This window comes from Nocardioides sp. BGA-UO-ETr-FS32, assembly GCF_059567905.1.
Map to the genome: position 1 here is coordinate 255,147 of NZ_JCAQOX010000017.1, position 26,329 is coordinate 281,475.

A 26,329-nucleotide genomic window follows, 5' to 3' on the forward strand; every position below is an offset into this window, starting at 1 on the left:
GTGCCAGCCATGAAGATCGACGCTCGCCTGGACGCCACCGACATCGACGGCATGCGGCGCACGGCCGAGCACGCCGAGGCGGCTGGCTACGGCGGCCTGTGGTCGTCCGAGACCACCCACGACCCCTTCCTGCCGTTGATGGTCGCCGCCCAGCACACCCAGCGGATCGACATCGGCTGCGCCGTCGCCGTGGCGTTCGCGCGCAACCCAATGGTGGTGGCCAACCTGGCCCACGACCTCCAGCGCTACACCGGCGGGCGGTTCGTGCTCGGGCTCGGCACCCAGATCAAGCCGCACATCGAGCGCCGCTTCTCGATGCCGTGGTCACGACCCGCCGCCCGCCTCGCCGAGTTCATCGAGGCGGTACAGGCCATCATCGGTGCCTGGGAGACTGGGGAGCCGTTGAACTTCGAGGGCGAGTTCTACTCCCACACCCTCATGACTCCGATGTTCCGACCCGCACCGCACGGACTGGGTCTCCCACGCGTCGTAATGGCTGGCGTCGGGCCCGCGATGATCGTGACTGCCGGCCGGGTCGCGGACGGGCTGCTCGTGCACGCGTTCTCGACCCCGTCCTACCTGCGCCATCAGGTGGTGTCGAGCGTCGAGGAGGGCCTCGCACGCCGTTCCCTCAGGCGCTCGGACTTCGAGATCAGCTGTCGGGGGTTCCTCGCCACCGGCCGCGACGAGGCCGAGCTCGCCACGGCGCGCGAGGCCGTCCGTCAGCGGCTGGGGTTCTACGGGAGCACGCCGGCCTACCGTCCCGTCCTCGAGCACCACGGCTGGAGCGACCTGGCCCAGCAGCTCAACGACCTGTCCCGCACGACCGACCCCGACCGGTGGAAGGCCATGACCGCGCTCGTCGACGACGAGGTGCTGGAGACGTTCGCCGTCGTCGCCGAGCCGGCGCGGGCCGCGGACGAGATCCGTCGCCGCTATGACGGCGTCGCCGACCGCTTCTGGTTCTACACCCCCTACGCCGTGGCGCCCGGGCTGCTCGACGAGGTCACCCAGGCCCTCCGGTCCCCGGCCTGAGGGCGGTCAGCGCCCAACCGCGCCGGGGTCATGCGGAGAGCGGCCCCGGCCATCACGACCGAGATCACCGCGAACGCGGCGGGGACGGACAGGTGGTCGGCCAGCAGCCCCACGAGCAGCGCGGCGAGTGGCCGGGTCCCGATGAAGCCGACCAGCCACAACGCCATCACCCGACCACGCATGGCGGGCGCCACCCGCACCTGGATCAGGGTCGTGGCGCTGGTGACGGCCATGACGAACCCCATCCCGTTGGCACCGAAGGCGACCACCATCGCCCACGCGGGGAGGGCGAACGCGGCGGCGGCCAGGCTGAGAGCGACCAACCCTGCGCCCGCGGCCACGACCAGCTCGTGCCGGGCGCGCTGGGCGATCAGGTTGGAGACCAGCAGGGCAACCGCGGCACCCACGCCGACCCCGGTGGCCAAGACGCCGGTCAAGCTCGCCCCGCCCCCGAGGCGGTCGGCGACCGCGGGCACGAGTGTGTTGGTCGGCTCGGCGCCCACGCCGAGGGCGGCGACTGTGCCGAGCAGGACGGCGAGCGGCCGGTCGCGCCACACCTCCCGCAGGGCCTCGCGGACGCTGTGGTCGGCGTCGTCGTCGACCTGTCGGGTGCGACCCCACCCGAGCAGCGGGACGAGCAGCGCGACGCAGGTCAGCTGGAGCAGGGCCGCGCCGGCGAAGGCCGCGCCTGCTCCGGCGTACGACAGCAGCATCGCCCCGAGCGCCGGGCCGGCGACGCGTCCGACCGTCATGGGAGCGGAGTTGAGCGCGATGGCGGACTTCGCCTCGCCGGGCCGCACTAGCTCGGGGGCAAGCGACTGCATGGCGGGACCGCCGACGACGATCCCGAAACCGCCCACGGCGCACGCGCCGACCAGGACCGCCGGGGTGCCGGCCTCCCCGACGTGACCAGCCTCCCGAAGCACCATCCACCCGCCCGCCACCGACGACGACAGGGCGCACAACAACCTGCCGACGATGATCTGCGCGATCGGGTTGCCGCGATCGACCCAGGCGCCGGCGAGCGGACCCAGCAGCAGCTGGGGCGCGAACTGCGCCGCGGTCACCAGGCCCGTGACGAACGCCGAGCCAGTGGCGGCGAACACGACGATGCCGGCGACCAGCGCGTGCAGCCAGATGCCGATCGTCGAGGTCAGCCGCGACCAGAAGAACGCCCCGAACCGGGGGTCGACGAGGAGTGCGAGCGCCCCACGCGGGGCGCCGGCGCCGCTCACCAGGAGTAGAACCCCTCGCCGGTCTTGCGCCCGAGCTTGCCCGCGGCGACCTTCTCTCGGAGAATCGCCGGTGGGTCGAACCGCTCGCCCACCTCGCGCGCGAGGTGCTCGGCGATCGCGAGGCGTACGTCGAGACCCACCACGTCGGTCGTGCGCAGCGGCCCCATCGGGTGCTTGTAGCCGAGCGTCATGGCGGTGTCGATGTCCGCCGCGCTGGCCACACCGGACTCGAGCATGCGCATCGCCTCCAGCGCGATGGCGACGCCGAGGCGCGAGGACGCGAATCCGGGCGAGTCGGTGACCGTGATCGCCGTCTTGCCCAGCGCCTCCACCCAGCCCACGGCGTCGCGCACCAGGCGCTGGTCGGTCCCGCTCCCCACGACGATCTCGACCAGGTCGCTCGCCGGGACCGGGTTGAAGAAGTGCAGCCCGATGAACCGTTCCGGAGCGCTGAGGGCTCCGGCTAGGCCGTCGACGGACAGCGAGCTCGTGTTGGTGGCGAGCACGGCGTCAGGCGCTGCCTTCTCGATAAGGCCGAGCACCGACAGCTTGAGGTCGACGACCTCGGGTACGGCCTCGACCACGAGCTGGCAGGTGGCGAGCCCTGCTGGGTCGCCGGAGACCGCGAACCGGGCTTCCACCTCTACGACGGGCTCGGTGAGCTTGCCGCGCTCGGCGGCCTTGGCGAGGCTGGACCGCACGCGCTCGCGCGCCGCGTCGACGCCGGCGGCGTCGGCCTCGATGACCGTCACCTCTGCTCCCGAGACGAGGAAGGCGTGGGCGATGCCCGCGCCCATCCGTCCACCGCCGAACACTCCGACGTGGCTGGGCAGGGTCATGGCTGTCTCCGATCGATCAGATGTGGGAAGGCGCGGACCCGACGAGCGACCGCGCGCTCGGCTCGGCCCCGCCCGGGGCGTCGGACGCGGCGCGCAGCGACACGGCGTCGCGCAGCCGACGCTCGACGGGGTACTCGGCGAGGTAGCCGTAGCCGCCGTGGGACTGGAGCGCGCTCGCCGCGACGTCGATCGCGGCCTCGCACGCGTGGCGTTGGACGGCCCATGCCTCGACCTCGTCCGTGGCGGTGGCCAGGACGGTCCGCAGGCTCACCGCGACCTGTGCGGCCTGGCCGAGCAGGCTCTGGCGGACGGTCGGCAGTGCGGTCAGGGCGCCCCCGAACTGGATGCGGCCGGACGCGTACGACAAGGCGTCGTCGGCGGCCGCGTCGGCGATCCCGGCGGCGACGGCGGCGGCGCCCAGCCGCAGGCGTACCCGGGCTGCCGCGACGTCTGCGTCCGGGATCTCCAGCACCGAGTCGCGCGGTGCGCGGACGGTCAGGCCGGAGGTGAGCGCTCCGCCGAGCCCGGTGGTCCGCACGGGCTCTGCGTCCACGAAGGTCTCGGGAGCGACGAGGAGCGCGGAGTCCGAGTGGAGGACCAGGAGGTGGGGCTGCCCGAACGCAGCGTCCACCCGGTCGACCGTGCCGATGAGCACGTCGTCCACCCAGGTCAGGTGGACGTGCGCGGACGCCGCGTCCACGACCGCGACGCCTGCGCTGCCGGCATGGAGGGCCTGGACGAGGTCGGGAGATGCCGCCGCCCGCCCGAGGACGTCGACGGCTGCGTGGGCTTGGGCGGATGCCCATCCCAGGGCAGGCCAATGCCGGCCGAGGCGCTCGAGGACCAGGGCGGTCGTTACCGCGTCGGCGCCACCTCCGCCGTGGGACTCCTCGGTGCCCAGCGTCCAGAGACCGAGCTCGGCGAGGCTCGCGACGACCTTGGAGACCACTTCGGGCGCGGCGTCATCGAGGTCGATCTCGTGGTCGCCGGCGAGCCCGTCGACGACCTGCACGAGGTCGCGCTGGTCCTCCTCGAGGCGCGGCCCGCGCCAGCTCATGACCAGAAGCTCTCGGACTTGGGCTCGCGGCGCTCGGCGAAGGACTCGCTCACCTCGTGCGCCTCGCGCGTCTGCAGGTAGAGGGTCAGCTGTTGGTCGTGTGCCATGCGGGCCTGACCGGAGACGCCGTTGTGCCGCGCGGAGAAGGCGGCCTTGAGGCCGCCGATGGCCATGGGGCTGCGGGTGGTGATCTCGCGGGCCACCTCGACGGCCCGGTCGCGCAGCTCCTCGGAGGGCACGACCTCGTTGACCAAGCCCATGGCGAGCGCCTGGTCGGCGGAGTACTTGCGGTTGAGGTACCACATCTCCTTGGCGCGCTTGCGGCCGATTGTGTCCTCGAGGTACCACGAGCCGTAGCCGGCGTCGAAGCTGCCGACCAAGGGCCCGACCTGGCGGAAGACCGCGTTGTTGGCGGCGATGGTCAGGTCGCAGACGGTGTGCAGGACGTTGCCACCGCCGACGGCGAAGCCGTTGACCGCGGCGATGACAGGCTTGGGGATCGTGTCGATCGCCTGGTAGACGTCGATGATCGGCAGCACCTGCGACTGGTCGAGCGAGGTGACCGGGTCGTGCTCGCCACCGATGCAGAAGAACTTCGAGCCCGAACCCGTGAGCACCGCGGCCCTCAGCGCCGGGTCGAGCCGGAGCTTCTGCAGGGCGTCGAACAGCTCCACGCAGGTCTGGTGGCGGAACTTGTTGCCCGCGTCGGGCCGGTCGATCTCTATGACCAGCACGGCTCCCTCGACGCTGGTGTTGATGTCCTCGTAGGTCATGGTCTCTCCTGCTCAGTGGTGCGTGTCGGGGTGGGTCAGGAAGCCCTGGCCGGTCGCGGCGCCGAGCCGGCCGGCGGCGACCAACTGGCGCAGCAGCGGCGGCGGGGCGTAGCGGCTGTCGCCGGTGGCGGCGTGCACCGCCTCGGTGGCGGCGAGGTGTCGGTCCAGGCCCATGGCGTCGAGCAGCTTGAAGGGACCGACCTTGTAGCCCAACCCGAGCTCCAGGGCCACGTCGATGTCCTCGGCGGTCGCGAGCTCGTCGTCGTACTCGGCGATCACGTCGTTGAGGTAGGGCAGGAACAGCGAGTTGAGCAGGAGGCCGGGACGGTCCTTGACCGCGATCGGCACGACGCCCTCGAGCGAGTCGACGAGGTCCGTGACCCGGTCGACGACCGACGCGTCGGACAGTAGGCCCGGGACCACCTCGACCGCACCGCGACCGGCGCCGCCGGTCAGCAGGTGCAGGCCGACGACGCGTGCCGGGTTGGCGACGCGGGCAGCGAGGTCGGTCACGGACGCGAGCCCGCCGCTGTGCACGAGCGGCACGTCCTCGCCGACGTAGCCGGCGGCTTCGACCAGGCGGGCGTGGGCAAGCTCCTTGTCGGCGTCGCCCGTGCAGAGCACGAGGTCGACCCTGTCGTCAGGCCCGTCGAGCGGGCGCACCTCTCGGCCGGAGGCGGCCAGCGCCTCAGCCAGCTCGTCACGCGGGCCGACCAGGCCGATGACCGGGTGGTCGGATGGGGTGTTCGTCATCGGTGCTCTCCCTCAGGACCCGAAGAGTCGGTTGTCGTCGTAGGTGTAGAAGCCGCGGCCGGTCTTGCGGCCCAGGTCGCCGGCGGCGACCATGCGGTCGACCATCGGCGGCGGGAAGAAGCGGGGGTCGCGCAGTTGCTCGTAGAGGCGGGTCGCCACCTGCGCGTGAATGTCCATCCCGACGACGTCGAGCAGCTGGAACGGCCCCATCGGGTGGCCCAGCGAGCCCCTCACCGCGGCGTCGATCGACTCCTTGGTGCCCAGCCCGGCCTCGAGGGCACGGATGCAGTCGTTCTCCCACGGGATGAGGAAGCGGTTGACGATGAACCCGGGGCGGTCCTTGGTGACCACGCTGGTCTTCCCGAGGCCGGCCAGGAAGTCCACTGTCGCCTTGTGGGCCCACTCCGCGGTGTGGCGCCCGTCGGCCACCTCGACCAGCTTCATCAGCGGGGCCGGGTTGCAGTAGTGGGTGCCGACGACGCGCTCGGGCCGCTTGGACCCGCTCGCGATGCCGGTCACCGACAGGGTGGAGGTGTTGGTGTGGAACAGGGTGCTCTCGGAAACGATGCCGTCCAGCTCGGCCCAAATGTCCTTCTTGAGGGACAGGTCCTCGAAGACGGCCTCGACTACGACGTCGCAGGGCGCGAGGTCGGCCATGCTGGTGGTGCCGCTCAGCGAGTCCTTGGCCGCCTCCCCCGCCGCGGCGTCGAGCTTGCCCAGCTGGACGCTCTTGTCGAAGAACCCGTGCACGGTCGCGATGCCGCGAGCCAGGTTGGCCTCGTTGACGTCGAACAGGATCGTGCGGTGGCCCACTCGGGCCATCACGGTCGCGATGCCCGATCCCATGGTGCCGGCGCCGAGGACGGCGACGGTCTTCACTGCGTCATTCACATGCTCTCCTGGGGCTGGTCGGCAGATGGCCGAAGGGTCACGCGAGGCTCTGGGCGGCGCGGTTGGTCTCGCGGCCGATCAGCAGTCGCTGGATCTCGTTGGTGCCGTCGTAGATCTGGGTGACCTTGGCGTCACGCAGGCAGCGCTCGACGCCGAGGTCGGCGAGGTCGCCGTAGGGGCCGAGGATGCGCGTGGCCTCGACGGCGGTTTGGAACCCGAGGTCGGTGCAGGCCTGCTTCATCATCCCGATCTGGCCGGGCGTGACGCCGGGGTCCTCGTCGACCTGCCGGGCCACGGCGTGGAGCAGCAGTCGGCCCTGGAGGATGCGCCCGCGCAGCTCGGCGAGCGCGAAGGTGTGCTCGTCGCTGAGACGGGCGCCGTGCAGGCGGGTCAACGCTGCGAGCGTGCGGGCGTACGCCGCGCGGGCGATGCCGACCCCCTGAGCGGCCGCGCTGATGCGCGACTTGGTCACCGAGCTCATCACGACGGACCAGCCGCGGCGCTCCTCGCCGAGGAGGTTCTCCCGCGGCACGTGGACCTGGTCGAAGAAGAGCTCCGACGTGCTGGAGCCGTGCATGCCCATCTTGTGGAACGGCTGGCCGTGGCCCACGCCGTCCCAGTCGCCCTCGACGACGAACGCGGTGATGCCGTCACGCCCCGCAGACCTGTCGACGGTGGCGAAGCAGATGATGACGTCGGCCCGGTCGCCGGTGGTGATGAAAGTCTTCTGTCCTGAGAGCGACCACCCGTGGTCGTGCGGGGTGGCCATCGTGGAGAGGCTTGACACGTCGGAGCCGGCGTTGGGCTCAGTGATGGCGAGTGAGCCGTAGCGGGAGCCGTCGAGCAGGCCGGGGATGTAGCGCTGCTGGAGCTCCTCGGTGCCCGCGAGCAGGATGGGGTACGCCGCGTGCATCTGGGTCATGAAGACCAGGCTCGTCGCAGCGCACCCTGCAGCGACCTCCTCCATCGCGACGGCGTACGCCACGTTGCTGTCCCCGGTCCCGCCGAGTGACTCGGGGAAGACCAGCCCGCACAGCCCGGCCCGGGCCAACGCCTGGACGCTCTCGTGGGCAAACGCGTGGGTCTCGTCGAGCCGGGCGGAACGGGGCGCGACCTCGCAGGCGACGACGTCACGCGTCAGGTCGCGAACCTCCAGCTCTCGATCAGTCAGGGCCCGGTCTGCTGCCGGCTCGTCGAGGAGCTCGTGGAGTGCGAGGTAGTCCTTGGGGCTGGCGTCGATCGTCAGCGGCTCGGCGCTCATCAGATCTCCCCTCCATCACGCTCGGTGAACTCCTGCACGTTAGTCATTACTGAACAGCCCTGTCAAGGTTTGACATTTGGAATTGCGTCTACACGGCACGGCGGCGGCGGCGGCGGCGGCGGCGGCGGCGAGACCATCGTCTGGCACCTGCAACATCACCACGGCGTCGCCCTGTCCTGCGCCACCATCGAACCGGGTCTCGGCCCGCCAGCGGGGTTACCTTGAGCCCGCCAACCGCCCGAGTTGGTCCTAGTCGGTTGTCACCTGTCCGTGCGGCACAGCGCTGCCCGTACCGGCTCCCACACGAACTTCCGCTGGAAGCCGGGGATGCGGATGGCGCCGTCGTTAATGCGCTCAATCACCTTCCGAAGTGGAAGCGGCTCACTCATGAACAACCCCTCTGTTCCGTCGCTTGGCCCTGACCCTAGACCGCAGATCCCTACACGCGCCGTATTCGAAGAAGTACGTTGCCGGCGACCCCGCGGACGTAGGAGAAGTCAGCCGGGGCTTCCGGCGGAGGTCTCCTGACACACTCGCGGACGCCAGAGACAGGAGCGTCATAGTGGGCGGGATGGTCGCCCTTCGCGGGCCGCGCGGTCCGCCGCTCCGGAACCGCGGCCGCTCATGCGCCCAGGAGCCAGCGCCTGAGTTCGTGTGAACTTTGTGTGGAGTGGGCCATCCTCCGGACACAGAAGACTCCCCCAGGGTCTCGGGTCCCCGGGGGAGTCAGAGCCGCCTGTCGGAATCGAACCGACGACCTAGTCATTACGAGTGACTCGCTCTACCGACTGAGCTAAGGCGGCGTGGCCTGCCGAGCACGCTCGGTGGACCGCGGGCGAGTATACGGAGCGCCCGGGCCCGGACCGAAATCACGGTGGGGTGTCTGGGACGGCTGGCTAGCCTCGCGGAGACCGTTCGTCTTTCGACCAGGAGGATCCATGCCCACTCGTACCGCACGCACTGCCTGGAACGGCGGCCTGCAGGACGGTTCCGGCAAGGTCGAGCTGACCAGCTCGGGCGCCGGCACGTTCGACGTCGACTTCCCCCGGCGCGCCGCCGACGACGCCGCCGGGACGACGAGCCCCGAGGAGCTCGTGGCAGCCGCGCACTCGGCGTGCTACGCGATGTCGCTCTCGAACCTCGTGACCGAGGCCGGCGGGACGGTCCACGCGCTCGACGTCTCCGCAGACGTGACGCTCGGCCCCGACAAGGAGGCCGGCGGGTTCAAGCTGACCGGCATCACGCTCACCGTCCGTGGCGAGGTCGAGGGCCTCGACGAGGCCGGCTTCGCCGAGGCGGCCGACAAGGCCAAGGCGGACTGCCCGATCAGCAAGGCGCTCGCCGGGGTCGAGATCACGCTCGACGCCGCGCTGGAGGGCTGACCTCCCGCCGCAGCTCCGCGAGCCGCTCGCGGAGAGCGGGGTCGCGCATCACCTCCGCGACCGTGGGGCAGTCCTGCGGGCCGGTGGCGCCGGGCACGCACAGGCTGCACATGTCGCCCGGCCGCAGCGGGCAGCGCGCGTCGACGTACGTCACGCCTCCACGCTAGGCAGCGGTCCGCCGCCCACCACAGGGCCGAAGGTCCCGGCCTGCCGGCAGCTGATCAGCAGGTCGTGCCGTCGGCGGGCACCTCGCCGTCGAGGAGGTAGTCCTCGACAATCGAGTCGATGCACTCGTTGCCGGCGTTGTAGGCCGTGTGGCCGTCGCCGTCGCGCTCGACGAGCACGCCGGAGTCGAGCTGCGCCGACAGCGCGCGGGCCCACTTCAGCGGGGTGGCCGGGTCGCGGCTGGTGCCGAGGACCACGATCGGCGCGGCACCCTCGGCGCGGATGTCGAGCGGCTCCTCACTGGCGGTCACGTCGATGCCGCGGCAGCCGGTCATGCCCCAGGCGAAGATCCGGCCGAACGTCGGCGAGGCCTCCTCGAACTCCGCGAAGAGCGACGGCACCTCGGCGAACGGCACCGACGTCGGGTCGTCGAGGCAGTTGATCGAGTAGTTGGCCTCGATCGTGTTGTCGGCGTAGGAGCCGTCGGGGTTGCGCGAGGCGTACGCGTCGGCGAGGTCCATCAGCGCCGAGCCCTTGCCCTCGAGGGCGGAGGCCAGCGCGGTGCTGAGCAGGAACCAGTAGTCGCGGTTGTAGAGCGGGGTGATGATCCCGTAGAACGCGTTGCCGACCGTCAGCTTGCGGTCGCCGGCGGGCAACGGCTCGGCCTCGATCTCCTCGAGCAGGCCGGTGATCGTGGCGAGGCCCTCGTCGACGGTGTCGCCGAGGAAGCAGTTGTCGGTGGAGTCGAGGCAGTTCTGGACGTAGGCCCGCAACGCGGTCTCGAAACCGGTGGCCTGCTCCAGCGCTAGCGACTGCGAGTCGAGGCCGACGTCGACGGCGCCGTCGAGGACGAAGCGGCCGACCTTGTCGGGGAACAGCTCGGCGTAGGTCGCCCCGAGCTTGGTGCCGTAGGAGGCGCCGAAGTAGCTCAGCTGCTCCTCCCCCAGCGCCGAGCGCAGCACGTCCATGTCGCGCGCCGCCTCGGCGGTGGTGACGTGCCCGACGATCGGCCCGGACCCGGCGACGCACTTCTCGCCGAGCGACAGCACCGACGTGCGGTAGGCGGCCTGCTCCTCTGCGGTGTCGGGGGTCGGGTCGGCACCGAGGTAGGCGTCGAGCTCGGCGTCGCTGAGGCAGTCGACCGGCGCAGACCGGCCGACGCCACGGGGGTCGAACCCCACGATGTCGAAGCCGTCGAGCAGCGGCTCGCGGAAGACCTGGCTGCCGGCGGCGGCGTACGTCGTGCCGCGCGCGCCGGGACCGCCGGGGTTCACCACGAGGGAGCCGACGCGCGCTCCCCGTGCCGGGACGCGCAGGAGTGCCAGCTCGACGGTCTCGCCCTCCGGCTCGGCGTAGTCGATCGGCACCGTGAGGAGGCCGCAGTCGTGGTCGCCGTTGGTCTCGCAGGGCTGCCAGTCGATGCGCTGGGAGTAGAGGTCGGCGAGCGCCGGGTCGGGCGCCTCGGTGACCGTCGCCGGCGGCGGGGTGGTCGGCGACGGCGTCGGTCGGGCGCGCGGCTCGTCGGGCGTGGTGCCCCGGATCGCGAGACCGACCGCGACGAACGTCGTCAGCGCCAGCGCGAGCACCGCCAGCACCGCGACGACCCGGCGCATCAGCGGCCCCCGGGCAGCCGCAGGGCGACCGTCATGGACTCGAGGGCCAGCTGTGGGGGCACGTTGAACTCCAGCATCTGCTCGCGGGCGGTGAAGATCGCGTCGATCATGCGCAGCAGCCCCTCGGGCGAGGCCGCGCGCGCGAGGAGCTCGACGTCGCCGCGCAGCTCCTCGTTGACGAGCATCCCGGGGGCGCCGACGGACAGCGCGATGGCATCGCGGTAGACCGAGACGAGGTCCATCAGGGCGCGGTCGATGACGTCGAGCACGCGCCGCTTGGCCTTCTGCTTCTGCAGCTTCTCCAGGCCGCCGAGGGCGGCGCGGTAGGAACGGCTGGTGGTGTCCTTGCGCTCGCTGCCGAAGATCGCCTGGAGCTCCTCGAGCTCGCGCTTCTCCGCCGCCGTGGTGATCGCCTCGGTCTCCTCCTTGGCGAGCTCGGCCAGGTTGGTCGCGGCGGTCATGCACGAGCCCAGCGACGTCAGGCGGGCCGGGATGCTGATCACCTCGCGATGGCGCGTACGGGTCTCCTCGTCGAGCGCCAGCGCGCGGGCACGGCCGATGTGGCCCTGGCTCGCGCGGGCGGCGAAGCCGGCCATGGTCTCGGAGATGCCGTCGTTGCGGTGCAGGAACGCGGCCACGTCGTCGGTGCCGGGAGTCGAGAGGGTGAGGGTGCGACAGCGGGAGCGGATCGTCGGCAGCACGTCCTGGACCGTCGGCGCGCACAGCAGCCAGAGGGTCTTGGGCGTCGGCTCCTCGATGGCCTTGAGCAGGGCGTTGCCGGTGCGGGGGTTCTCCGGGGTGCCGAGGCGGTCGGCGTCCTCGATGACCACGATCTGCCAGCGCCCGATCGCGGGGAACTTGGCCGCCGACTGGACCAGGTCGCGCATGTCGTCGACGTAGAGGACCGAGGTCTCGGACTTCACCCAGGTGATGTCGGGGTGCGAGCCGTTGATGCCGAGCCGGCACGCCTCGCACGCACCACAGCCGGTCCGCTGCTCGCACTGGAGCGCGGCCGCGAAGGCGCGGGCGACGTTGGACCGGCCCGACCCGGGCGGACCGGTGAACAGCCAGGCGTGGGTCATGCCCTGCCCGGCGGCGGCCTGCTGGAGGACCTCGATGGTGGGACGCTGGCCGACGAGGTCGGACCAGACCGAACGCGTCGGCTGGGTGGTCGGCGTGGTCACGGGCGCCCCAGCATCGGCTCGACCCGCTCGCGGATGGCCGCGGCGATCTCGTCGATCGGCGCCCGCGCGTCGAGGACGACGTAGTGGTCGGGGTCGGCGGCGGCGAGGCCGAGGAACCCCTGGCGCACCCGCTGGTGGAACTCCAGCGACTGGCCCTCGATCCGGTCGCGGCCGGTGAAGCGGTCGAGGCCGGCCTGCGGCTCGAGGTCGAGGACGACGGTCAGGTGCGGGCGCAGGTCGCCGGTGGCCCAGCGGGCGACCGCCTCGACCTCGGCGACGTCGAGGGTGCGGCCGGCGCCCTGGTAGGCCAGGGTCGAGTCGACGTAGCGGTCGGTGATGACGACCTCGCCGCGCGCGAGCGCCGGCAGCACGACGTGGTCGACGTGCTCGGCCTTGTCGGCGGCGTAGAGCAGCGCCTCCGTGCGGTCGGACAGGTCACCCGTGGCCGGGTCGAGGACGATACGGCGCAGCTCCTTGCCGACCGAGGTGTCGCCGGGCTCGAAGGTGAGCAGCACGGTCTGGCCCCGCTCGACGAGCCAGTCGTGCAGCAGGCGGGACTGGGTGGACTTGCCGGCCCCCTCGCCGCCCTCGAAGCACACGAAGAGCCCGGTCTCCGAATACACGCCTGCACTCACGTCGCACACCCTACGGGCGGGGTGGGACAGGCGCCGCCCGTACGCCGGGCGCCGGCCGCAAGCCAACCGCAAGGTCGTGCGCGCAGACTGCTGCCATGACCACCCTCGACGGCCTCCCGGCCGGCCTCACGACCCGTCCGCTGACCCTCGCCGACGCCGAGGCGGTCCACGCCGCCATCGCCGCCGAGGAGGTCGTCGACCTCGGCGAGAGCGAGATGACGCTCGAGGACGTCGTCGCCGACTGGCAGCGACCGAGCTATGACATCACCGCCAGCACCGTGGGCGTCTTCGACGACGGTCGCCTGGTGGCGTACGCGGACCACTCCGACACCGACGTGGCCTACACCGCGGTGCTGCCGAGCCACCAGGGCCGCGGGATCGGCACGGCTCTCGCCGGCTGGCTGCAGGCGAAGGCGCGTGCGGCAGGGTCCGCCAGGATCGGGACCCAGGTCCCCGAGGGCAGCGCCGCTGACCGGCTGATGCGCGACCTCGGCTACGAGGTCCGCTGGACCGCGTGGGACCTCGAGCTCCCGCCCGACCGCGAGGTCGCCGCCCGCCCGCTCCCGGACGGATTCGCGATCCGCGACGCCGACGACGCCGACCGCGAGGCCGCCTGGACCCTCGTCGAGGACTGCTTCCTCGAGTGGTCCGAGCGCGACCGGATGAGCCTCGAGGACTTCGGCGCCCGGGTCTGGGACCGCCCGGGCTACGCGCCGTGGAACCTCCGCCTGCTCGTGTCCCCCGACGGCGAGGTCGTCGGCGCCACCCACGTCTTCCTGTCCGGCGACGGCGCGTACGTCGCCCGCATCGCCGTCCGGCCCGACCACCGCGGCCGCGGGCTGGCGCCGGCGATGCTCGTCGACGCGTTCGACCGCGCTCGGGAGCACGGCGCCGTCCGCTGCTACCTGTCCACCGACACCCGGGCGGGTGCCCGCGGGCTCTACGAGAAGGTCGGCATGGAGGTCGCCTCCACCTGGGTCAACCGCGCCGTCACGCTCTGAGTCCGTCGTACGGACCAAACGGCGGTCGCGGCCCGCGCGTCAGGCGTACGCCGGGCGCTACCTGCGGTGTTCGGTCCGTACGACGGTCAGCCGCCGTTGGCCTCGCGCCAGCCCGCGAAGAGGAACCACGCGAGCAGGAACGCCCAGCCGCCGGTGAGCCTGCGGTGCCCGTGGTGCCGCCACAGGACTCCGGTCGGGCCGCCGAGGAGCAGGTAGGCCACGCTGCCGAGCGGCCCCGTGAGCAACCACGCCCACCCCCAGGCCCAACGCGTGGCACGCCACGGCTCCGGGCCGCCGACGATGAGGAGCAGCACGGCCAGCCACGAAGCCATCCCGAGGAGTCCGACCTGCCAGGGCACGCCCCACCCCATGAAGGTGAAGCTGGTGTGGCCCCCGGACGGGGAGCCCTCCGTGAGCCGGACGTCAGGGTTGATGCTGCGCAGCGTCTCGCGCGGGTCGCTCTCCACCTGCACCACGGCGTACTGGTCGAGGACCCCGCCGAGGACGGTCCAGCGCAGCTCGACCGTGTCGCCCTCCTGCGGCGCGTCGGGGCCGAGCACCTGCACCTCGTCGACCTTGCTGCTCGCCACGTCGGCGAGGAGGTCGCCGTACGTCGCGGGGCGGGTGCCGGTGGTGACCATCAGCGCCGCGGTGGCGAGGGCGAACAGGGCGATGACCGCGCCCGTGAGCCGCCAGCGGCGGTCGCGCCACTCGTCGTGCGTCGACCGCACCTGCGGCGTCGTCGTGACCGTCATTCCCCACCCCCGTTGTTGTGGGGAGCGTAGTGGAGCGTCAGGCCTTCTTCGCCGTCTTCTTCGCCGTCTTCTTGGCGGTCTTCTTGGCAGCGGTCTTCTTGGCAGCGGTCTTCTTCGCCGGGGCCTTCTTCGCGCCCTTCTTGGCCGCCTTCTTGGCCGGGCCGCGCTCGCGGCGCTCGGCGAGGAGCTCGGCCGCGCGCTCGAGGGTGATCGACTCGACGGTGTCGTCCTTGCGCAGCGTCGCGTTGTACTCGCCGTCGGTGACGTACTCGCCGAAGCGGCCGGCCTTCACGATGACCGGCTGGCCGGAGACGGGGTCGTTGCCGAGCTCCTTGAGCGGCGGGGTGGCCGCGCCGCGGCCGCGCTGCTTGGGCTGGGCGTAGATCGCCTTGGCCTGGTCGAGGGTGATGTCGAAGATCTGGTCCTCGCTGGTGAGCGAGCGCGAGTCGGTGCCCTTCTTGAGGTAGGGCCCGTAGCGACCGTTCTGCGCGGTGATCTCGGTGCCGTCCTCGTCGGTGCCGACGATGCGGGGCAGGTCGAGCAGCTTGACCGCCTGCTCGAGCGTGACCGTGTCGAGGGTCATCGACTTGAAGAGCGACCCGGTGCGCGGCTTCGCGCTCTTGGGCGCGTCCTCGGGCAGCACCTCGGTGACGTAGGGACCGAAGCGGCCGTTCTTGGCGACGATCTGCAGGCCGGTGTCGGGGTGGTCGCCGACCACCTGCTCCTCGCCGGCGGGGTTGGCCAGCAGCTCCTTGGCCTTGGCGACGGTGAGCTCGTCGGGCGGGAGGTCGTCGGGGACGTTGGCCCGCACCGGGGCGGCGTCACCGCCGTCGGGACCGGGGCCCTCGACGTAGGGGCCGTAGCGGCCGACCCGGAGGTCGATCCCGTCCCCGATCGGGAAGGTCGCCATCTCCTTGGCGTCGATCTCGCCGAGGTCGGTGACCAGCGTCTTGAGCCCGACGACGTCGCCGGAGCCGTAGTAGAACTCGCCGAGCTCGGTGGCGCGGTCCTTGCGACCACCCGCGATCTCGTCGAGGACGTCCTCCATCGAGGCGGTGAACTCGTAGGACACCTGCCGCGGGAAGTGCTCCTCGAGCAGCCGGACCACCGAGAACGCCAGCCACGCCGGGACCAGCGCGGTGCCCTTCTTGTAGACGTAGCCGCGGTTGAGGATGGTGCCGATGATCGAGGCGTAGGTCGACGGGCGGCCGATCTCGCGGTCCTCGAGCTCCTTGATGAGCGTGGCCTCGGTGTAGCGCGACGGCGGCTTGGTCTCGTGGCCCTCGGGGCTCAGCGAGGCGGCCGACACGGCCGCGCCCTGGGTGAGGTTGGGCAGGCGGGTCTCGGCGTCGTCACGGCGCTTGGAGGCGTCGTCGATGTCCTCGACGTAGGCCTTGAGGAAGCCGTGGAAGGTGATCGTGCGGCCGCTCGCGCTGAAGACGACGTCGCGGCCGTCGGCGGCGGCACCGCCGAGGCGGATCGTCACCGAGTTGCCGACCGCGTCCTTCATCTGGGAGGCGACGGTGCGCATCCAGATCAGCTCGTAGAGACGGAACTGCTCGCCGGACAGGCCGGTCTGCGCGGGCGTGCGGAACGTGTCGCCGGCCGGGCGGATCGCCTCGTGGGCCTCCTGGGCGTTCTTGACCTTGGACGCGTAGGTGCGCGGTGAGTCGGGGAGGTACTCGGCGCCGTACAGCTCGCGCACCTGGTCACGCGCGGCACCGACCGCGGCGTCCGAGAGCGTCGTGGAGTCCGTACGCATGTAGGTGATGAAGCCGTTCTCGTAGAGCCGCTGCGCGACCGACATCGTCACGCTCGCGCTCATGCCGAGCTTGCGGCTGGCCTCCTGCTGCAGCGTGGTGGTGCGGAAGGGGGCGTACGGGGAGCGGCGGTAGGGCTTGGACTCGACCGAGCGCACGTCGTACGTCGCCTCGGCGAGGCCGGACGCCAGCGCCTCGGCGTCGGCGCGCGAGAGGTGGACGCGCTCGGCCTTGCCCTTGAGCTCGCCGGTGTTGTCGAAGTCGGAGCCGCGGGCGACGCGGACGTCGTCGATCGAGTAGAGCTTGGCGGGGAACATCCGCGGGTCGTGGCCGGTGCCGGCGTCGAAGGTGGCGTCGAGGTCCCAGTAGGAGGCGACGCGGAACCTCATCCGCTCGCGCTCGCGGTCGACGACCAGGCGGGTCGCCACAGACTGCACGCGGCCGGCCGACAGGCCGGACATGACCTTCTTCCACAGCACCGGGGAGACCTCGTAGCCGTAGAGGCGGTCGAGGATGCGGCGGGCCTCCTGGGCCTCGACGAGGTCGTCGTTGATCTGGCGCGGGTTCTCGACGGCGGCGAGGATCGCGGGCTGGGTGATCTCGTGGAAGACCATCCGGTGGACCGGCAGGCCCTTCGGCGGCTTGAGCTCGTCGAGGAGGTGCCAGGCGATCGCCTCGCCCTCGCGGTCCTCATCGGTGGCGAGGTAGAGGGCGTCGGCGTCCTTGACCAGCTTCTTGAGCTTGGCGATGTGGCTCTTCTTGTCGCGGGGCACGACGTAGTAGGGCTCGAAGCCGTTGTCGACGTCGACCGCGAGCCGACCCCAGGGCTTGTCCTTGATCTTGGCCGGGGTGTCCGCGGCGTTGTTGGGCAGGTCGCGGATGTGACCGATCGAGGACTCGACGACGTAGTCCGCGCCGAGGTAGCCGCCGATGGTGCGGGCCTTGGCCGGGGACTCGACGATGACGAGCTTTGCCACTTCTGTTTGCTCCCTCAGTTGTGCGCTGCGATGTTGCTCAGCGCCGCAACGGTAGCGCCACATCCCGATAACGCCACTCCGCGCCGTCCACAGCACGGCTCGGGCCCCACGCCTCGAGGACGTGGGGCCCGAGCGCGTCAGGCTGCCGTACGGGTCAGAAGTCGAGCCCCTCCAGGTAGCGGAAGCCCGTGTTGGCGGTCGCTGCCGGCCAGAAGTCCGGGCTGTCGTTCTCGACGATGTACTCCTCGACCTGGTGGGCCTTGAAGATCGTCGGGAAGTCGATCACGCCGAGACCGAGGTCGGCCATGTCGCCGGGCTGCTCGTCGTAGAGCGCAGCCGCGTCGGCGCCGTGGCGGTCCTTCACGTGGTACTGCCGGACCGCCAGCGGGGACGACTTGACCACGTCGATCGCGAACTGGAGCGGGTCGGCCGCACCCGTGTTCACGCCACCGGTGTAGGCCCAGTAGAGGTCGATCTCGAAGTGGACCAGCTTGGGGTCGAGCTCGCTGGTGAGGACGTCCCACGGCGTCGTGCCGTCGGGGAACGTGATCGTGAACTCGTGGGCGTGGTTGTGGTAGCCGTAGCGCAGCCCACGCTTGCGAGCGGCCTCCGCCTCGGTGTTCATCTGCTCGGCCCAGAGCTGCCAGTCGCTCTTGTTCGGGGAGTTGAGGTAGGGCACGTTGATGTACTTCTGGCGGAAGGTCTGGGCGACGTCGAGCTTCGCGTTGAGCTTTGCCGGGTCGAGGGCGCCTGCGGTGGTGCTGATGCCGTCGTGGCTCGAGGAGGCCCAGATGCCCCGGGCGTCGAGCGCGGCCTTGAACTGGGCGGCGGTGTAGCTGTAGAGACCTGCCCGCTCCACACGCTCGTAGCCGAACTTCGCGAGCTGGTCGAGCATCAGCTGGATCTCGGCGTCGGACGTCATCTTCGACCGCAGGGTGTAGAGCTGGATGCTGATCAGGTCGGTCGGGACCCCCTTGTGGCGGCCGTGGGCGTGGCCGTGGCCCTGGCCGGGGTGCTGACCGGGCTTGGCCGCCAGCGCCGGCGAGCCGGCTGCGAGCACGGTTGCGCCGGCCGCACCTGCGGCGGCCCCGCGCAGCAGGCCTCGACGGCTGGCGCCCTTCCTCTCGAGCGACTCGCGCAGGGCGGCGTCGCCGTCATATCCGTAACACATGTGCTGCCTTCTTCCTGGTTTCTCGGGGGTTCTCGGAGAGCTCTCGGGGGTGGTGCGGGTGTCAGCCGGTCGGCTCGAGGACGACCTCGTCGGACCCGCTGAGCGGGGGCTCGGAGCCGGCGTCGGTGTACTCCGCGACGAAGACGGCCGCGAGGTCCTCGGTCGCCGGGTCGTGGCCTCCGGGCACCGTCGTGGTGATGGAGCCGGTGCAGCCGTTCGCCGTGGTCTGCGGGTGGCCGTGGGTGTCGTGACCCAGCACGTAGGTCACCGTGACCTTGCTGCAGTCGACCGGCTGGTCGTCGGTGACCCTGACCTCGTACGTCACGGTGTCGCCGAAGCTGAACTCCTGGCCCGCCACCGGGGTGACGAGCTCGACGACCGGTGCCTCGTTGCCGACGATGATGTCGACGTCGGCCGAGGCGCGGCGGCCACCCTGGTCGGTCACCGTCAGCGTGGCGCGGTAGGTGCCGTCCTCGGTGTAGGTGTGGCTCACGTCGGCCTTGCGGCTGTCGACCTTGCCGTCACCGTCGAAGTCCCACGCGTAGAGCAGCTTGGTGTCACCGTCGGGGTCGGTCGTCCCGTCGCTGGAGAAGTCGACCGTCAGCGGCGTCTTGCCGACCGTCGGCTCGGCCTCGATCGCCGGAACGGGGCTGCGGTTGCCGCCCTCACCGATGTAGTCGATGCGCGAGAGCTGGGCGTCGGGGTTCTCGGCGAAGTAGCCGTCGCCGTACTCCAGGACGTAGAGCGCGCCGTCAGGGCCGAACTCCATGTCCATCGGGTTGTCGGTGACGATGTCCGGGACGACGTCCTCGATCGCGGCGACCTCACCGCCGTCGACGTGGAGGGCCTTGATGTAGTCGCGGGTCCACTCGTAGAAGAGCGGGGTGTCGTCGTAGCGCTCGGGCCAGGCGACGGGGTTGCGACCCTTGGTGGCCTTGCGGTCGAACTGGTAGGCCGGGCCTGCCATCGGGCCGATGCCACCGGTCTCGAGCTCCGGGAACTCCTCGGAGAGGCCGTACGAGTACCAGATCTCCGGCTGCTCCACCGGCGGCAGCTCACGGAGGCCGGTGTTGTGGATCGAGTCGTTGACCGGGGCGTCGCAGTCGAACTTCGGGCCACTCGTGCGGGTGGCGAAGTCGAAGTCGTTGTAGGGCAGCTCGGCCGTGGCGCAGTAGGGCCAGCCGTAGTTGGACGGCTCGTCGACGACCGCCCACTTGCCGTGGCCGGCGGGGCCGCGGTCGGGGTTGGCCGTACGGGCGTCGGGCGAGTAGTCGGCGACCCAGAGGTCGTCGGTGTCGGGGTCGATCTCGATGCGGAACGGGTTGCGCCAACCCATCGAGTAGATCTCCGGGCGCGTCCTCGGCGTGCCGGGGGCGAACAGGTTGCCCTCGGGGATCGTGTAGCCGCCACCGGCCTTCGGCGTGATCCGCAGGATCTTGCCGCGCAGGTCGTCGGTGTTGGCCGAGGTGCGCTGGGCGTCGAACGCGGGGTTGCGCTCGGGGCGCTCGTCGAGCGGCACGTAGCCGTCGGACTGGAACGGGTTGGTGTCGTCACCGGTCGAGAGGATCAGGTTGCCGTCGGAGTCGAAGACGATGTCACCGCCGACGTGGCAGCAGATCCCGCGGTCGACGGGGACGTCGAGCACCTTCTGCTCGGAGCCGAGGTCGACCTGGCCGCCGGAGTAGCGGAACCGCGCGACCGTCAGGTGGCCCTTGAAGCGCTCGAAGTCGGCCGCGGTGCCGGTCTCCGGGGCGTCGCCCTCGTTGACCGAGGCGGTCGCCGGGTCGTCGACCGGGGTGTCGAGCGGCGGCGAGTAGTAGAGGTAGATCCACTGGTTCTTCTTGCCGTCGTAGCCCGGGTCGAGGGCGATGCTCTGCAGGCCCTCCTCGTCGTGGAGGTAGACCGGGATGCGTCCGGCGACGCTGTTGACGCCGGTCCGCGCGTCGTTGTGCCAGATCACGCCGGCGCGCGTGGTGTGCAGGACGTCGCCGTCGGGCAGCACCGCGAGGTCGATGGCCTCGCCCGGACGGTCGTTGAGGGTGACCTTCTGGAACGCACCGGCGGGCGGGGGCGGGGGTGTGTCGTCGTGCCCGTCGTGGGCGGTGGCCGCGGTGGTCACGGCGAGGAGGGGCAGGCAGAGGGTGGCGCCGACGGCGGCCGTGAGCCCTGCGCGGAGGGGGTGAGACATGTGGGGTTCTCCTGTTCCCGAGTGGTGAGGAGGTGGCGGGGAGCCGACTAGCAACGTAGGCACGTGACGGGGATCACGTCAACGATCATGCGTCTTTTGCTCGCCTGTCGACACAAGTCGAGCGCGCACGCCTCCACCCCCAGCGGTGAACCACGCACCGCCGGGCCCTCCCGGGCTCACTCCGGGCTCACCCCGGGCTTACCCCGGGTCCAGGTTCAGCCGAGGCGGAGGAAGCCCTCGCCCACCAGCTCGCGCACGACCGGGACGTACGCCTCCTGCAGCCCGGCCTCGTCGCGCTGCAGCAGCGTGGCGAGGGCACCGAGCAGCTGCCCCAGGGTGAGGTCGCCGTCGCTCGCGCCGACGATCGCGGCCTCGACCGTGTCGGCCGTCCGCGCGCGCCGGAAGCCGCGCTGCTGTCGCAGCACGATCGCCTCGGGGTCCTCCGCGCCGGGCCGCCCGACGGTCTCCTGCTGGACGTCCTCGCGAGCGTGCAGCGTGGTCGCGAGGAAGGCGTCGTCGTCCAGCCCGCGCAGGCCGGTGGCCGCGTCGCCCCAGGCGTGGATCGCCGGTCCGATCGGCTGCTCGACGTCGTACGGCCACTCGAGGAGCTCGTGCGTCCCCGAGGTCTCGCTGCCACCGCGGCGCACGTTGACCCAGCCGAACCCGATCCCCTCGATGCCCGTCTCCTCCAACCACGACAGCCACGTGTCGTAGCGCTCGGCGTAGTCCGGACCGCCGTGGTGGCCGCTGTCCTTGAGCCAGAGCTCGACGTACGCCGCGGGATCGAGGACCTCGCGCTGGACGACCAGCGCGTCGCAGTCCGCGCGCAGCCACGAGCCGAGCCGCTCGTCCCACGGCCGGCCCTCGACGATCGCCCAGTTGGCCAGCACCTGCAGCCAGCCGCCGTCGGCGAGGTGGTCGGGGCCGGTGCGCACGATGTGTTCGACGACCCGGTCGCCGGGCAGCCCGGAGTCGCGGTAGACCAGCCGCTCGCCGGTCGCCGGCGAGATCACGAAGGGCGGGTTGGTGGCGATGAGGTCGAACCGCTCCCCCGCCACCGGCTCGAAGAACGACCCGTCGCGCACGTCGACCGCGATGTTGTTGAGGGCGGCGTTGAGCCGGGTCATCCAGAGCGCGCGGGCGTTGACGTCGGTCGCCACGACCGTGTCGGCGTGGGTGGCGAGGTGCAGGGCCTGGACGCCGCAACCGGTGCCGAGGTCGAGGGCGCGCTCCACCGGCTCGCGCATCGTCAGCTGCGCGAGGCTGGTCGACGCGCTCGAGATGCCGAGGACGTGGTCGGGACCCACCGCGACCGGCGCCCCGTCGAGGCCGGGCGTCAGGTCCGAGACCACCCACAGGTCGCGCTCGATGCCAGCCTCGGAGGCGGCGTACGGGCGGCAGTCGGTGCGGGCAGCGACCTCGCCGACGCTCTGCTCGAGCAGCCCGGCGTTGCAGAGCCGGTCGACCAGGCCGGGCAGGGCCTGCTCGGCGTCGTCGCGCGGCACCGGCGCCTGGAGCAGGAAGAGCCGGACCAGGGTGTCGAGCGGCCCGCCGGACCTCGTGCGCCGCAGGGCGGGGAGGGTCTCGTTGCGCCCGAGCGCGCGGTGGGCCTCCTCGCCGATCGCCTCGGCGACCGCGTCGAAGGTGAAGTCGGCGGCGAGCAGGGCGTCGCGCAGCGGGGCGGTGAAGTCGAGGTCGGACGACATGGGGCCAGCCTCCCAGACGCGAGGTGTGAGGATGACGCGGTGCTCGAGCGACCTCCGGACGTGACCGACGACGAGGTGCTGGCGCTCGTGCGTCGGCACTGGGAGCCGCGCGCCGACGCCGTCGAGCACCTGCCGGTGGGCTGGGGCGCCCACCACTGGCGGGTCGAGGTGGCGGGCGAGCCGCGGCTGTTCCTGACCCTCGACCCCGACCTGCCCCGGCACACGCAGGCCTCGCTCGAGGCGGCGTACGCCTCCGCGGCCGCCCTGTGCCTGGACTTCGTCTGGCCGTCGTTGCCCTCGGCGGGCGGCTCCTTCACGGTGGCCCTCGGGGCGCGTACGGCGAGTGTGACCGGGTGGCTGGAGGGCAGTCGGCCGGAGGAGTCGGTCCCCGAGCTGCCCGACCTGCTGGCCGTCCTCCACGCGGTACCGGCGCCCGCGACGGCGCGGGCGTGGTCGACCGAGATCCCACCCGACCTACCTGTGCGCCTGCGCGACCTGCTGCAGCGGCCGTGGACCGGCCCGCTGGGGCCCGCAGCGCGCGAGCTCGTGGTCGAGCACCTGTCCGCCGTGGGCGGCTGGGCGCGGGAGCACGCCCGCCTGCTCGCCCTCGCCGACCCCGCGACGTACGTCGTCACGCACGGCGAGCCGCACGTGCTCAACCAGTGGCTGGCTCGCGGACGGACCTGGCTGGTCGACTGGGAGTCACTGCTGCTCGCCCCGCGCGAGCGCGACCTCGCGACGCTCGTGCACGAGGGCCGCGACGTCGACCACGACCCGCAGATGGTGCGGCTCTTCGACCTGGAGTGGCGGCTGTCGGAGATCTGGTCGTTCGCGCAGTGGCTGCAAGGGCCGCACGTCGGCGACACCGACGACCACGCCGCCCTCGGCGGGCTCACCGAGGAGCTGACCCGCCCCCACTTCGGCGAGCGCTGACCTTCTCAGGTGACGTCATGGCCGGCGGTCGCCCGAGCAGCCGGGCGCCATGACGTACGCCGACAACGTCATGGCGGCCGGTCGCCGGAGCGACCAGCCGCCATGACGTCTGGAACGGTGCTGCGGGTGGATCAGGCGTGGTGCGGGCTGAACGACGACGAGCCGGCGTTGTCGCCGTCGTCGGCGATGGCCACCTCGCGCCGCTTCGACACGACCACCGCGCCCACGATGATCGCGACTGCGACGAGCGCGATCACGATCCGCAGGACGTCGTTCTGGTCCTCGCCGACGCTCATCGACACGATGGCGCTGGCGATGAGCAGCGAGACCAGGTTCATCACCTTGATGAGCGGGTTGATGGCCGGGCCGGCGGTGTCCTTGAACGGGTCGCCGACGGTGTCGCCGATGATCGTGGCCTCGTGGGCGGACGAGCCCTTGCCGCCGTGGTGGCCGTCCTCGACGAGCTTCTTGGCGTTGTCCCAGGCTCCGCCCGCGTTGGCCAGGAAGACGGCCATCAGGGTGCCGGCGCCGATCGCACCGGCGAGGAAGCCGGCCAGCGCGGTCACGCCGAGGCCGAAGCCGACGGCGACGGGCGCGAGCACGGCCAGGATGCCGGGCGTGACCAGCTCGCGCAGCGAGTCGCGGGTGACGATGTCGACGACCTTGCCGTACTCCGGGCGACCGGTGCCCTCCATGATCCCGGGGATCTCGCGGAACTGGCGGCGCACCTCCATGACGACCGCACCGGCCGCACGGGCGACCGCGTTGATCGCGAGGCCGGAGAACAGGAACACCACGGCCGCACCGAGCAGCACGCCGACCAGGACCGCGGGGTTGAAGACCTCGAAGCTCAGCAGGCCCACCTCCGTCTCGGTCGGACGGGCGTCTGCGAGGGCCTCCGCCACCGACGTGGCGTACGAGCCGAACAGCGCGGTCGCGGCGAGCACCGCCGTTGCGATCGCGATGCCCTTGGTGATGGCCTTGGTGGTGTTGCCGACGGCGTCGAGCTCGGTGAGGATCTGCGCGCCCTCGGGGCTGACGTCGCCCGACATCTCGGCGATGCCCTGCGCGTTGTCGGAGACGGGGCCGAAGGTGTCCATCGCGACGATGACGCCGACGGTGGTCAGCAGGCCGCAGCCGGCCAGCGCGACGGCGAACAACGACACCGTGAGGGTCGCGCCACCGAGGAGGTAGGCACCGAAGACCGCGGCACCGATGACCAGCGTCGTGTAGACCGCGGACTCGAAGCCGACGCTGAGGCCGGAGAGGATGACGGTCGCGGGACCGGTGAGCGAGGTCTTGCCGACGTCCTTGACGGGGCGGTACTCGGTGCCGGTGTAGTAGCCGGTGAGGGCGAGGATGCCCGCCGCCATGACGATGCCGATGACGACCGCGGCGCTGGCGATGAAGCGCGGGTCGCCTTCGATGCCGGCGAAGGACTCGCCGAACTCGGCGAAGTCGCCGGGCAGGTAGACGTAGGAGAGGATCACCGACGCCACGGCGCCGACGGCGGCCGAGATGTAGAACGCGCGGTTGATGGTCGTGAGGCCGTTCTCCTCGGGCCTCGGCTTGGTGATGTAGATGCCGAGGACCGCGGTCAGCGCGCCGATGGCGGGGATGAGCAGCGGGAAGACGAGGCCCTTGTCGCCGAAGGCGGCCGCGCCGAGGATCAGCGCGGCGACCAGCGTGACGGCGTACGACTCGAACAGGTCGGCGGCCATGCCGGCGCAGTCGCCGACGTTGTCACCCACGTTGTCCGCGATGGTCGCGGCGTTGCGGGGGTCGTCCTCGGGGATGCCCTGCTCGACCTTGCCGACGAGGTCGGCGCCGACGTCGGCGGCCTTGGTGAAGATGCCGCCACCGACACGCATGAACATGGCGAGCAGAGCGGCACCGAAGCCGAAGCCCTCGAGCACGACCGGCGCCTCGTCCTTGAAGAGCAGGACGACGACGCTCGCGCCGAGCAGGCCCAGGCCGACGGTCGCCATGCCGACGAAGGCGCCCGTACGGAAGCCGATCGTCATGGCGGGGTCGCGGCCCTCGGACTCGGCCGCCGCGGCCACGCGCAGGTTGGCGCGCACCGCCAGGCTCATGCCGAGGTAGCCGATCGCGGCGGAGAAACCCGCGCCGACGAGGAAGAAGATGGAGCGACCGATGCGGACGGTGAGGTCGTCGGCGGGCAGCGCGAACAGGACCACGAACGCCACCGCGGCGAAGATCCCGAGAGTGCGGAACTGCCGCTGCAGGTAGGCGTTGGCGCCCTCCTGGACGGCCTGGGCGATGGTCTTCATGTTGTCGGTGCCCTCGCCCGCGGCGAGCACCTGCGACCTGAACATCGCGGCCATCCCGAGCGCGCCGAGCGCGATCAGGGCGACGACGACGACCAGGACGAGGTTGCCACCTTCGAGCTCCGGTTTCGCGACGACCGCGGGCAAGATCCCCGTCATGCGTGTCCTCCTCGGACTTGAGCCAAGCACTGGAAACATCCGTGAACGCGCCGGAGTCTACGCAGACGTGACCCAGATCACCGGGCAGGGTGACCGACACCACACCGGGTATCTGGTCCACCTCCGGATTCGAACGTGAAAAACCCCTCCGGACACGTCCGGAGGGGTGATCGGCGGGGCCGGGTGGGTGCCGGGGGGATTAGGCCCCGGGGGTCAGGCCGACGGCGTCGTGGATGGTGAAGACCTTGGCCAGACCGGTGATGCGGAAGATCTTGAGCAGCCGCTCCTGGGTGCACACGAGGTCGAGCGAGCCGTCGTGGGCGCGCACCTTCTTGAGCCCGCCGACAAGCACGCCGAGGCCGGTGGAGTCGAGGAACTCGACTGCCTCGAGGTCGATGACGATGTCGTAGGTGCCGGCGCTCACCAGGTCGGTGATGCAGTCACGCAGCTTGGGGGCGGTGTAGACGTCGATCTCCCCGCCGACGGCCACGACGGCACGACCGTCCACCTCGCGTGTCGCAAGGGTGAGATCCACGACTGCTCCCCGGTCCCCGAACTCGTTCGGACA

At 71.4% G+C, this 26,329-nt stretch carries 22 protein-coding genes and 1 tRNA gene; 4 read left to right on the top strand and 19 right to left on the bottom strand.

Annotated features, from left to right (window positions below; genetic code table 11):
- Positions 1 to 9: 9 nt before the first annotated feature.
- On the top strand, positions 10 to 1,035 hold the full coding sequence (locus AC57BS_RS21430) for a TIGR03617 family F420-dependent LLM class oxidoreductase (protein ID WP_496413479.1): 1,026 nt from the start codon (positions 10 to 12) through the stop codon (positions 1,033 to 1,035).
- Here the strand turns inward: AC57BS_RS21430 and AC57BS_RS21435 are convergent.
- The 8 genes from AC57BS_RS21435 to AC57BS_RS21470 all read right to left on the bottom strand — a co-directional run bounded on the left by AC57BS_RS21435 (position 975) and on the right by AC57BS_RS21470 (position 8,647).
- Positions 975 to 2,270 carry an MFS transporter gene (locus AC57BS_RS21435; RefSeq protein WP_496413480.1) on the bottom strand — a complete coding sequence of 432 codons (1,296 nt, stop codon included), beginning with the start codon at positions 2,268 to 2,270 and terminating at the stop codon, positions 975 to 977. The two genes, AC57BS_RS21430 and AC57BS_RS21435, sit on opposite strands and share 61 nt — an antisense overlap.
- Positions 2,267 to 3,109, bottom strand: coding sequence for a 3-hydroxyacyl-CoA dehydrogenase family protein (locus AC57BS_RS21440; RefSeq protein ID WP_496413481.1), 843 nt, complete (start codon positions 3,107 to 3,109; stop codon positions 2,267 to 2,269). Before AC57BS_RS21440 ends, AC57BS_RS21435 begins: the two co-directional genes overlap by 4 nt.
- Positions 3,110 to 3,125: 16 nt before the next feature.
- A complete protein-coding gene (locus AC57BS_RS21445) occupies positions 3,126 to 4,166 on the bottom strand; it encodes an acyl-CoA dehydrogenase family protein (RefSeq protein ID WP_496413482.1) in 1,041 nt (346 codons plus the stop codon).
- Positions 4,163 to 4,939, bottom strand: coding sequence for an enoyl-CoA hydratase-related protein (locus AC57BS_RS21450; protein WP_496413483.1), 777 nt, complete (start codon positions 4,937 to 4,939; stop codon positions 4,163 to 4,165). The genes AC57BS_RS21445 and AC57BS_RS21450 overlap by 4 nt, the downstream gene beginning before the upstream one ends.
- A 12-nt stretch (positions 4,940 to 4,951) precedes the next feature.
- Positions 4,952 to 5,692 (bottom strand): 3-hydroxyacyl-CoA dehydrogenase family protein, encoded by a 741-nt coding sequence (locus AC57BS_RS21455; RefSeq protein ID WP_496413484.1) that lies wholly within the window; start codon positions 5,690 to 5,692, stop codon positions 4,952 to 4,954.
- A 12-nt stretch (positions 5,693 to 5,704) separates the two neighbouring features.
- Positions 5,705 to 6,583 carry a 3-hydroxyacyl-CoA dehydrogenase family protein gene (locus AC57BS_RS21460; RefSeq protein WP_496413485.1) on the bottom strand — a complete coding sequence of 293 codons (879 nt, stop codon included), beginning with the start codon at positions 6,581 to 6,583 and terminating at the stop codon, positions 5,705 to 5,707.
- A gap of 37 nt (positions 6,584 to 6,620) precedes the next feature.
- On the bottom strand, positions 6,621 to 7,844 hold the full coding sequence (locus tag AC57BS_RS21465; RefSeq protein ID WP_496413486.1) for an acyl-CoA dehydrogenase family protein: 1,224 nt from the start codon (positions 7,842 to 7,844) through the stop codon (positions 6,621 to 6,623).
- Between the two features lie 730 nt (positions 7,845 to 8,574).
- Positions 8,575 to 8,647 (bottom strand) — tRNA-Thr (locus AC57BS_RS21470).
- A gap of 135 nt (positions 8,648 to 8,782) precedes the next feature.
- Between AC57BS_RS21470 and AC57BS_RS21475 the strand changes: the two genes are divergently transcribed.
- On the top strand, positions 8,783 to 9,226 hold the full coding sequence (locus tag AC57BS_RS21475; RefSeq protein ID WP_496413487.1) for an OsmC family peroxiredoxin: 444 nt from the start codon (positions 8,783 to 8,785) through the stop codon (positions 9,224 to 9,226).
- Here AC57BS_RS21475 and AC57BS_RS21480 read toward each other — a convergent pair.
- The 4 genes from AC57BS_RS21480 to tmk form a co-directional block, all read right to left on the bottom strand.
- On the bottom strand, positions 9,198 to 9,380 hold the full coding sequence (locus AC57BS_RS21480) for a DUF6767 domain-containing protein (RefSeq protein WP_496413488.1): 183 nt from the start codon (positions 9,378 to 9,380) through the stop codon (positions 9,198 to 9,200). The genes AC57BS_RS21475 and AC57BS_RS21480 overlap by 29 nt on opposite strands.
- 67 nt (positions 9,381 to 9,447) lie before the next feature.
- The gene (locus AC57BS_RS21485; protein ID WP_496413489.1) at positions 9,448 to 11,004 is read right to left on the bottom strand and encodes an alpha/beta hydrolase; all 1,557 of its coding nucleotides are present in this window, start codon (positions 11,002 to 11,004) and stop codon (positions 9,448 to 9,450) included.
- Entirely contained in the window at positions 11,004 to 12,188 is a 1,185-nt protein-coding gene (locus AC57BS_RS21490) for a DNA polymerase III subunit delta' (RefSeq protein WP_496413490.1), read from the bottom strand. Before AC57BS_RS21490 ends, AC57BS_RS21485 begins: the two co-directional genes overlap by 1 nt.
- The gene (gene tmk / locus AC57BS_RS21495; protein WP_496413491.1) at positions 12,185 to 12,823 is read right to left on the bottom strand and encodes a dTMP kinase; all 639 of its coding nucleotides are present in this window, start codon (positions 12,821 to 12,823) and stop codon (positions 12,185 to 12,187) included. The genes AC57BS_RS21490 and tmk overlap by 4 nt, the downstream gene beginning before the upstream one ends.
- Before the next feature lie 95 nt (positions 12,824 to 12,918).
- Here tmk and AC57BS_RS21500 point away from each other — a divergent pair, with 95 nt between their 5' ends.
- Positions 12,919 to 13,824 carry a GNAT family N-acetyltransferase gene (locus AC57BS_RS21500; RefSeq protein WP_496413492.1) on the top strand — a complete coding sequence of 302 codons (906 nt, stop codon included), beginning with the start codon at positions 12,919 to 12,921 and terminating at the stop codon, positions 13,822 to 13,824.
- A gap of 86 nt (positions 13,825 to 13,910) precedes the next feature.
- Here the strand turns inward: AC57BS_RS21500 and AC57BS_RS21505 are convergent, their stop codons facing one another.
- The 5 genes from AC57BS_RS21505 to AC57BS_RS21525 form a co-directional block, all read right to left on the bottom strand.
- Positions 13,911 to 14,579, bottom strand: coding sequence for a hypothetical protein (locus AC57BS_RS21505; protein WP_496413493.1), 669 nt, complete (start codon positions 14,577 to 14,579; stop codon positions 13,911 to 13,913).
- 37 nt (positions 14,580 to 14,616) lie between these two features.
- Entirely contained in the window at positions 14,617 to 17,316 is a 2,700-nt protein-coding gene (topA, locus tag AC57BS_RS21510; RefSeq protein WP_496413494.1) for a type I DNA topoisomerase, read from the bottom strand.
- Between the two features lie 154 nt (positions 17,317 to 17,470).
- Positions 17,471 to 18,487 carry a sugar phosphate isomerase/epimerase family protein gene (locus AC57BS_RS21515; RefSeq protein WP_496413495.1) on the bottom strand — a complete coding sequence of 339 codons (1,017 nt, stop codon included), beginning with the start codon at positions 18,485 to 18,487 and terminating at the stop codon, positions 17,471 to 17,473.
- 61 nt (positions 18,488 to 18,548) lie between these two features.
- Positions 18,549 to 20,675 carry a PQQ-dependent sugar dehydrogenase gene (locus AC57BS_RS21520; RefSeq protein WP_496413496.1) on the bottom strand — a complete coding sequence of 709 codons (2,127 nt, stop codon included), beginning with the start codon at positions 20,673 to 20,675 and terminating at the stop codon, positions 18,549 to 18,551.
- 215 nt (positions 20,676 to 20,890) lie between these two features.
- Positions 20,891 to 22,381, bottom strand: coding sequence for a DUF7059 domain-containing protein (locus AC57BS_RS21525; protein ID WP_496413497.1), 1,491 nt, complete (start codon positions 22,379 to 22,381; stop codon positions 20,891 to 20,893).
- Between the two features lie 39 nt (positions 22,382 to 22,420).
- On the opposite strand from AC57BS_RS21525, the gene AC57BS_RS21530 reads away from it, so the two are divergent.
- A complete protein-coding gene (locus tag AC57BS_RS21530; protein ID WP_496413498.1) occupies positions 22,421 to 23,314 on the top strand; it encodes a phosphotransferase family protein in 894 nt (297 codons plus the stop codon).
- A gap of 131 nt (positions 23,315 to 23,445) precedes the next feature.
- On the opposite strand, the gene AC57BS_RS21535 is transcribed toward AC57BS_RS21530, so the two are convergent.
- Both AC57BS_RS21535 and AC57BS_RS21540 read right to left on the bottom strand, forming a co-directional pair.
- Positions 23,446 to 25,761, bottom strand: a complete 2,316-nt coding sequence (locus AC57BS_RS21535) for a sodium-translocating pyrophosphatase (RefSeq protein WP_496413499.1) — start codon at positions 25,759 to 25,761, stop codon at positions 23,446 to 23,448.
- A gap of 199 nt (positions 25,762 to 25,960) precedes the next feature.
- A complete protein-coding gene (locus AC57BS_RS21540) occupies positions 25,961 to 26,296 on the bottom strand; it encodes an STAS domain-containing protein (protein WP_496413500.1) in 336 nt (111 codons plus the stop codon).
- Positions 26,297 to 26,329 lie beyond the last annotated feature (33 nt).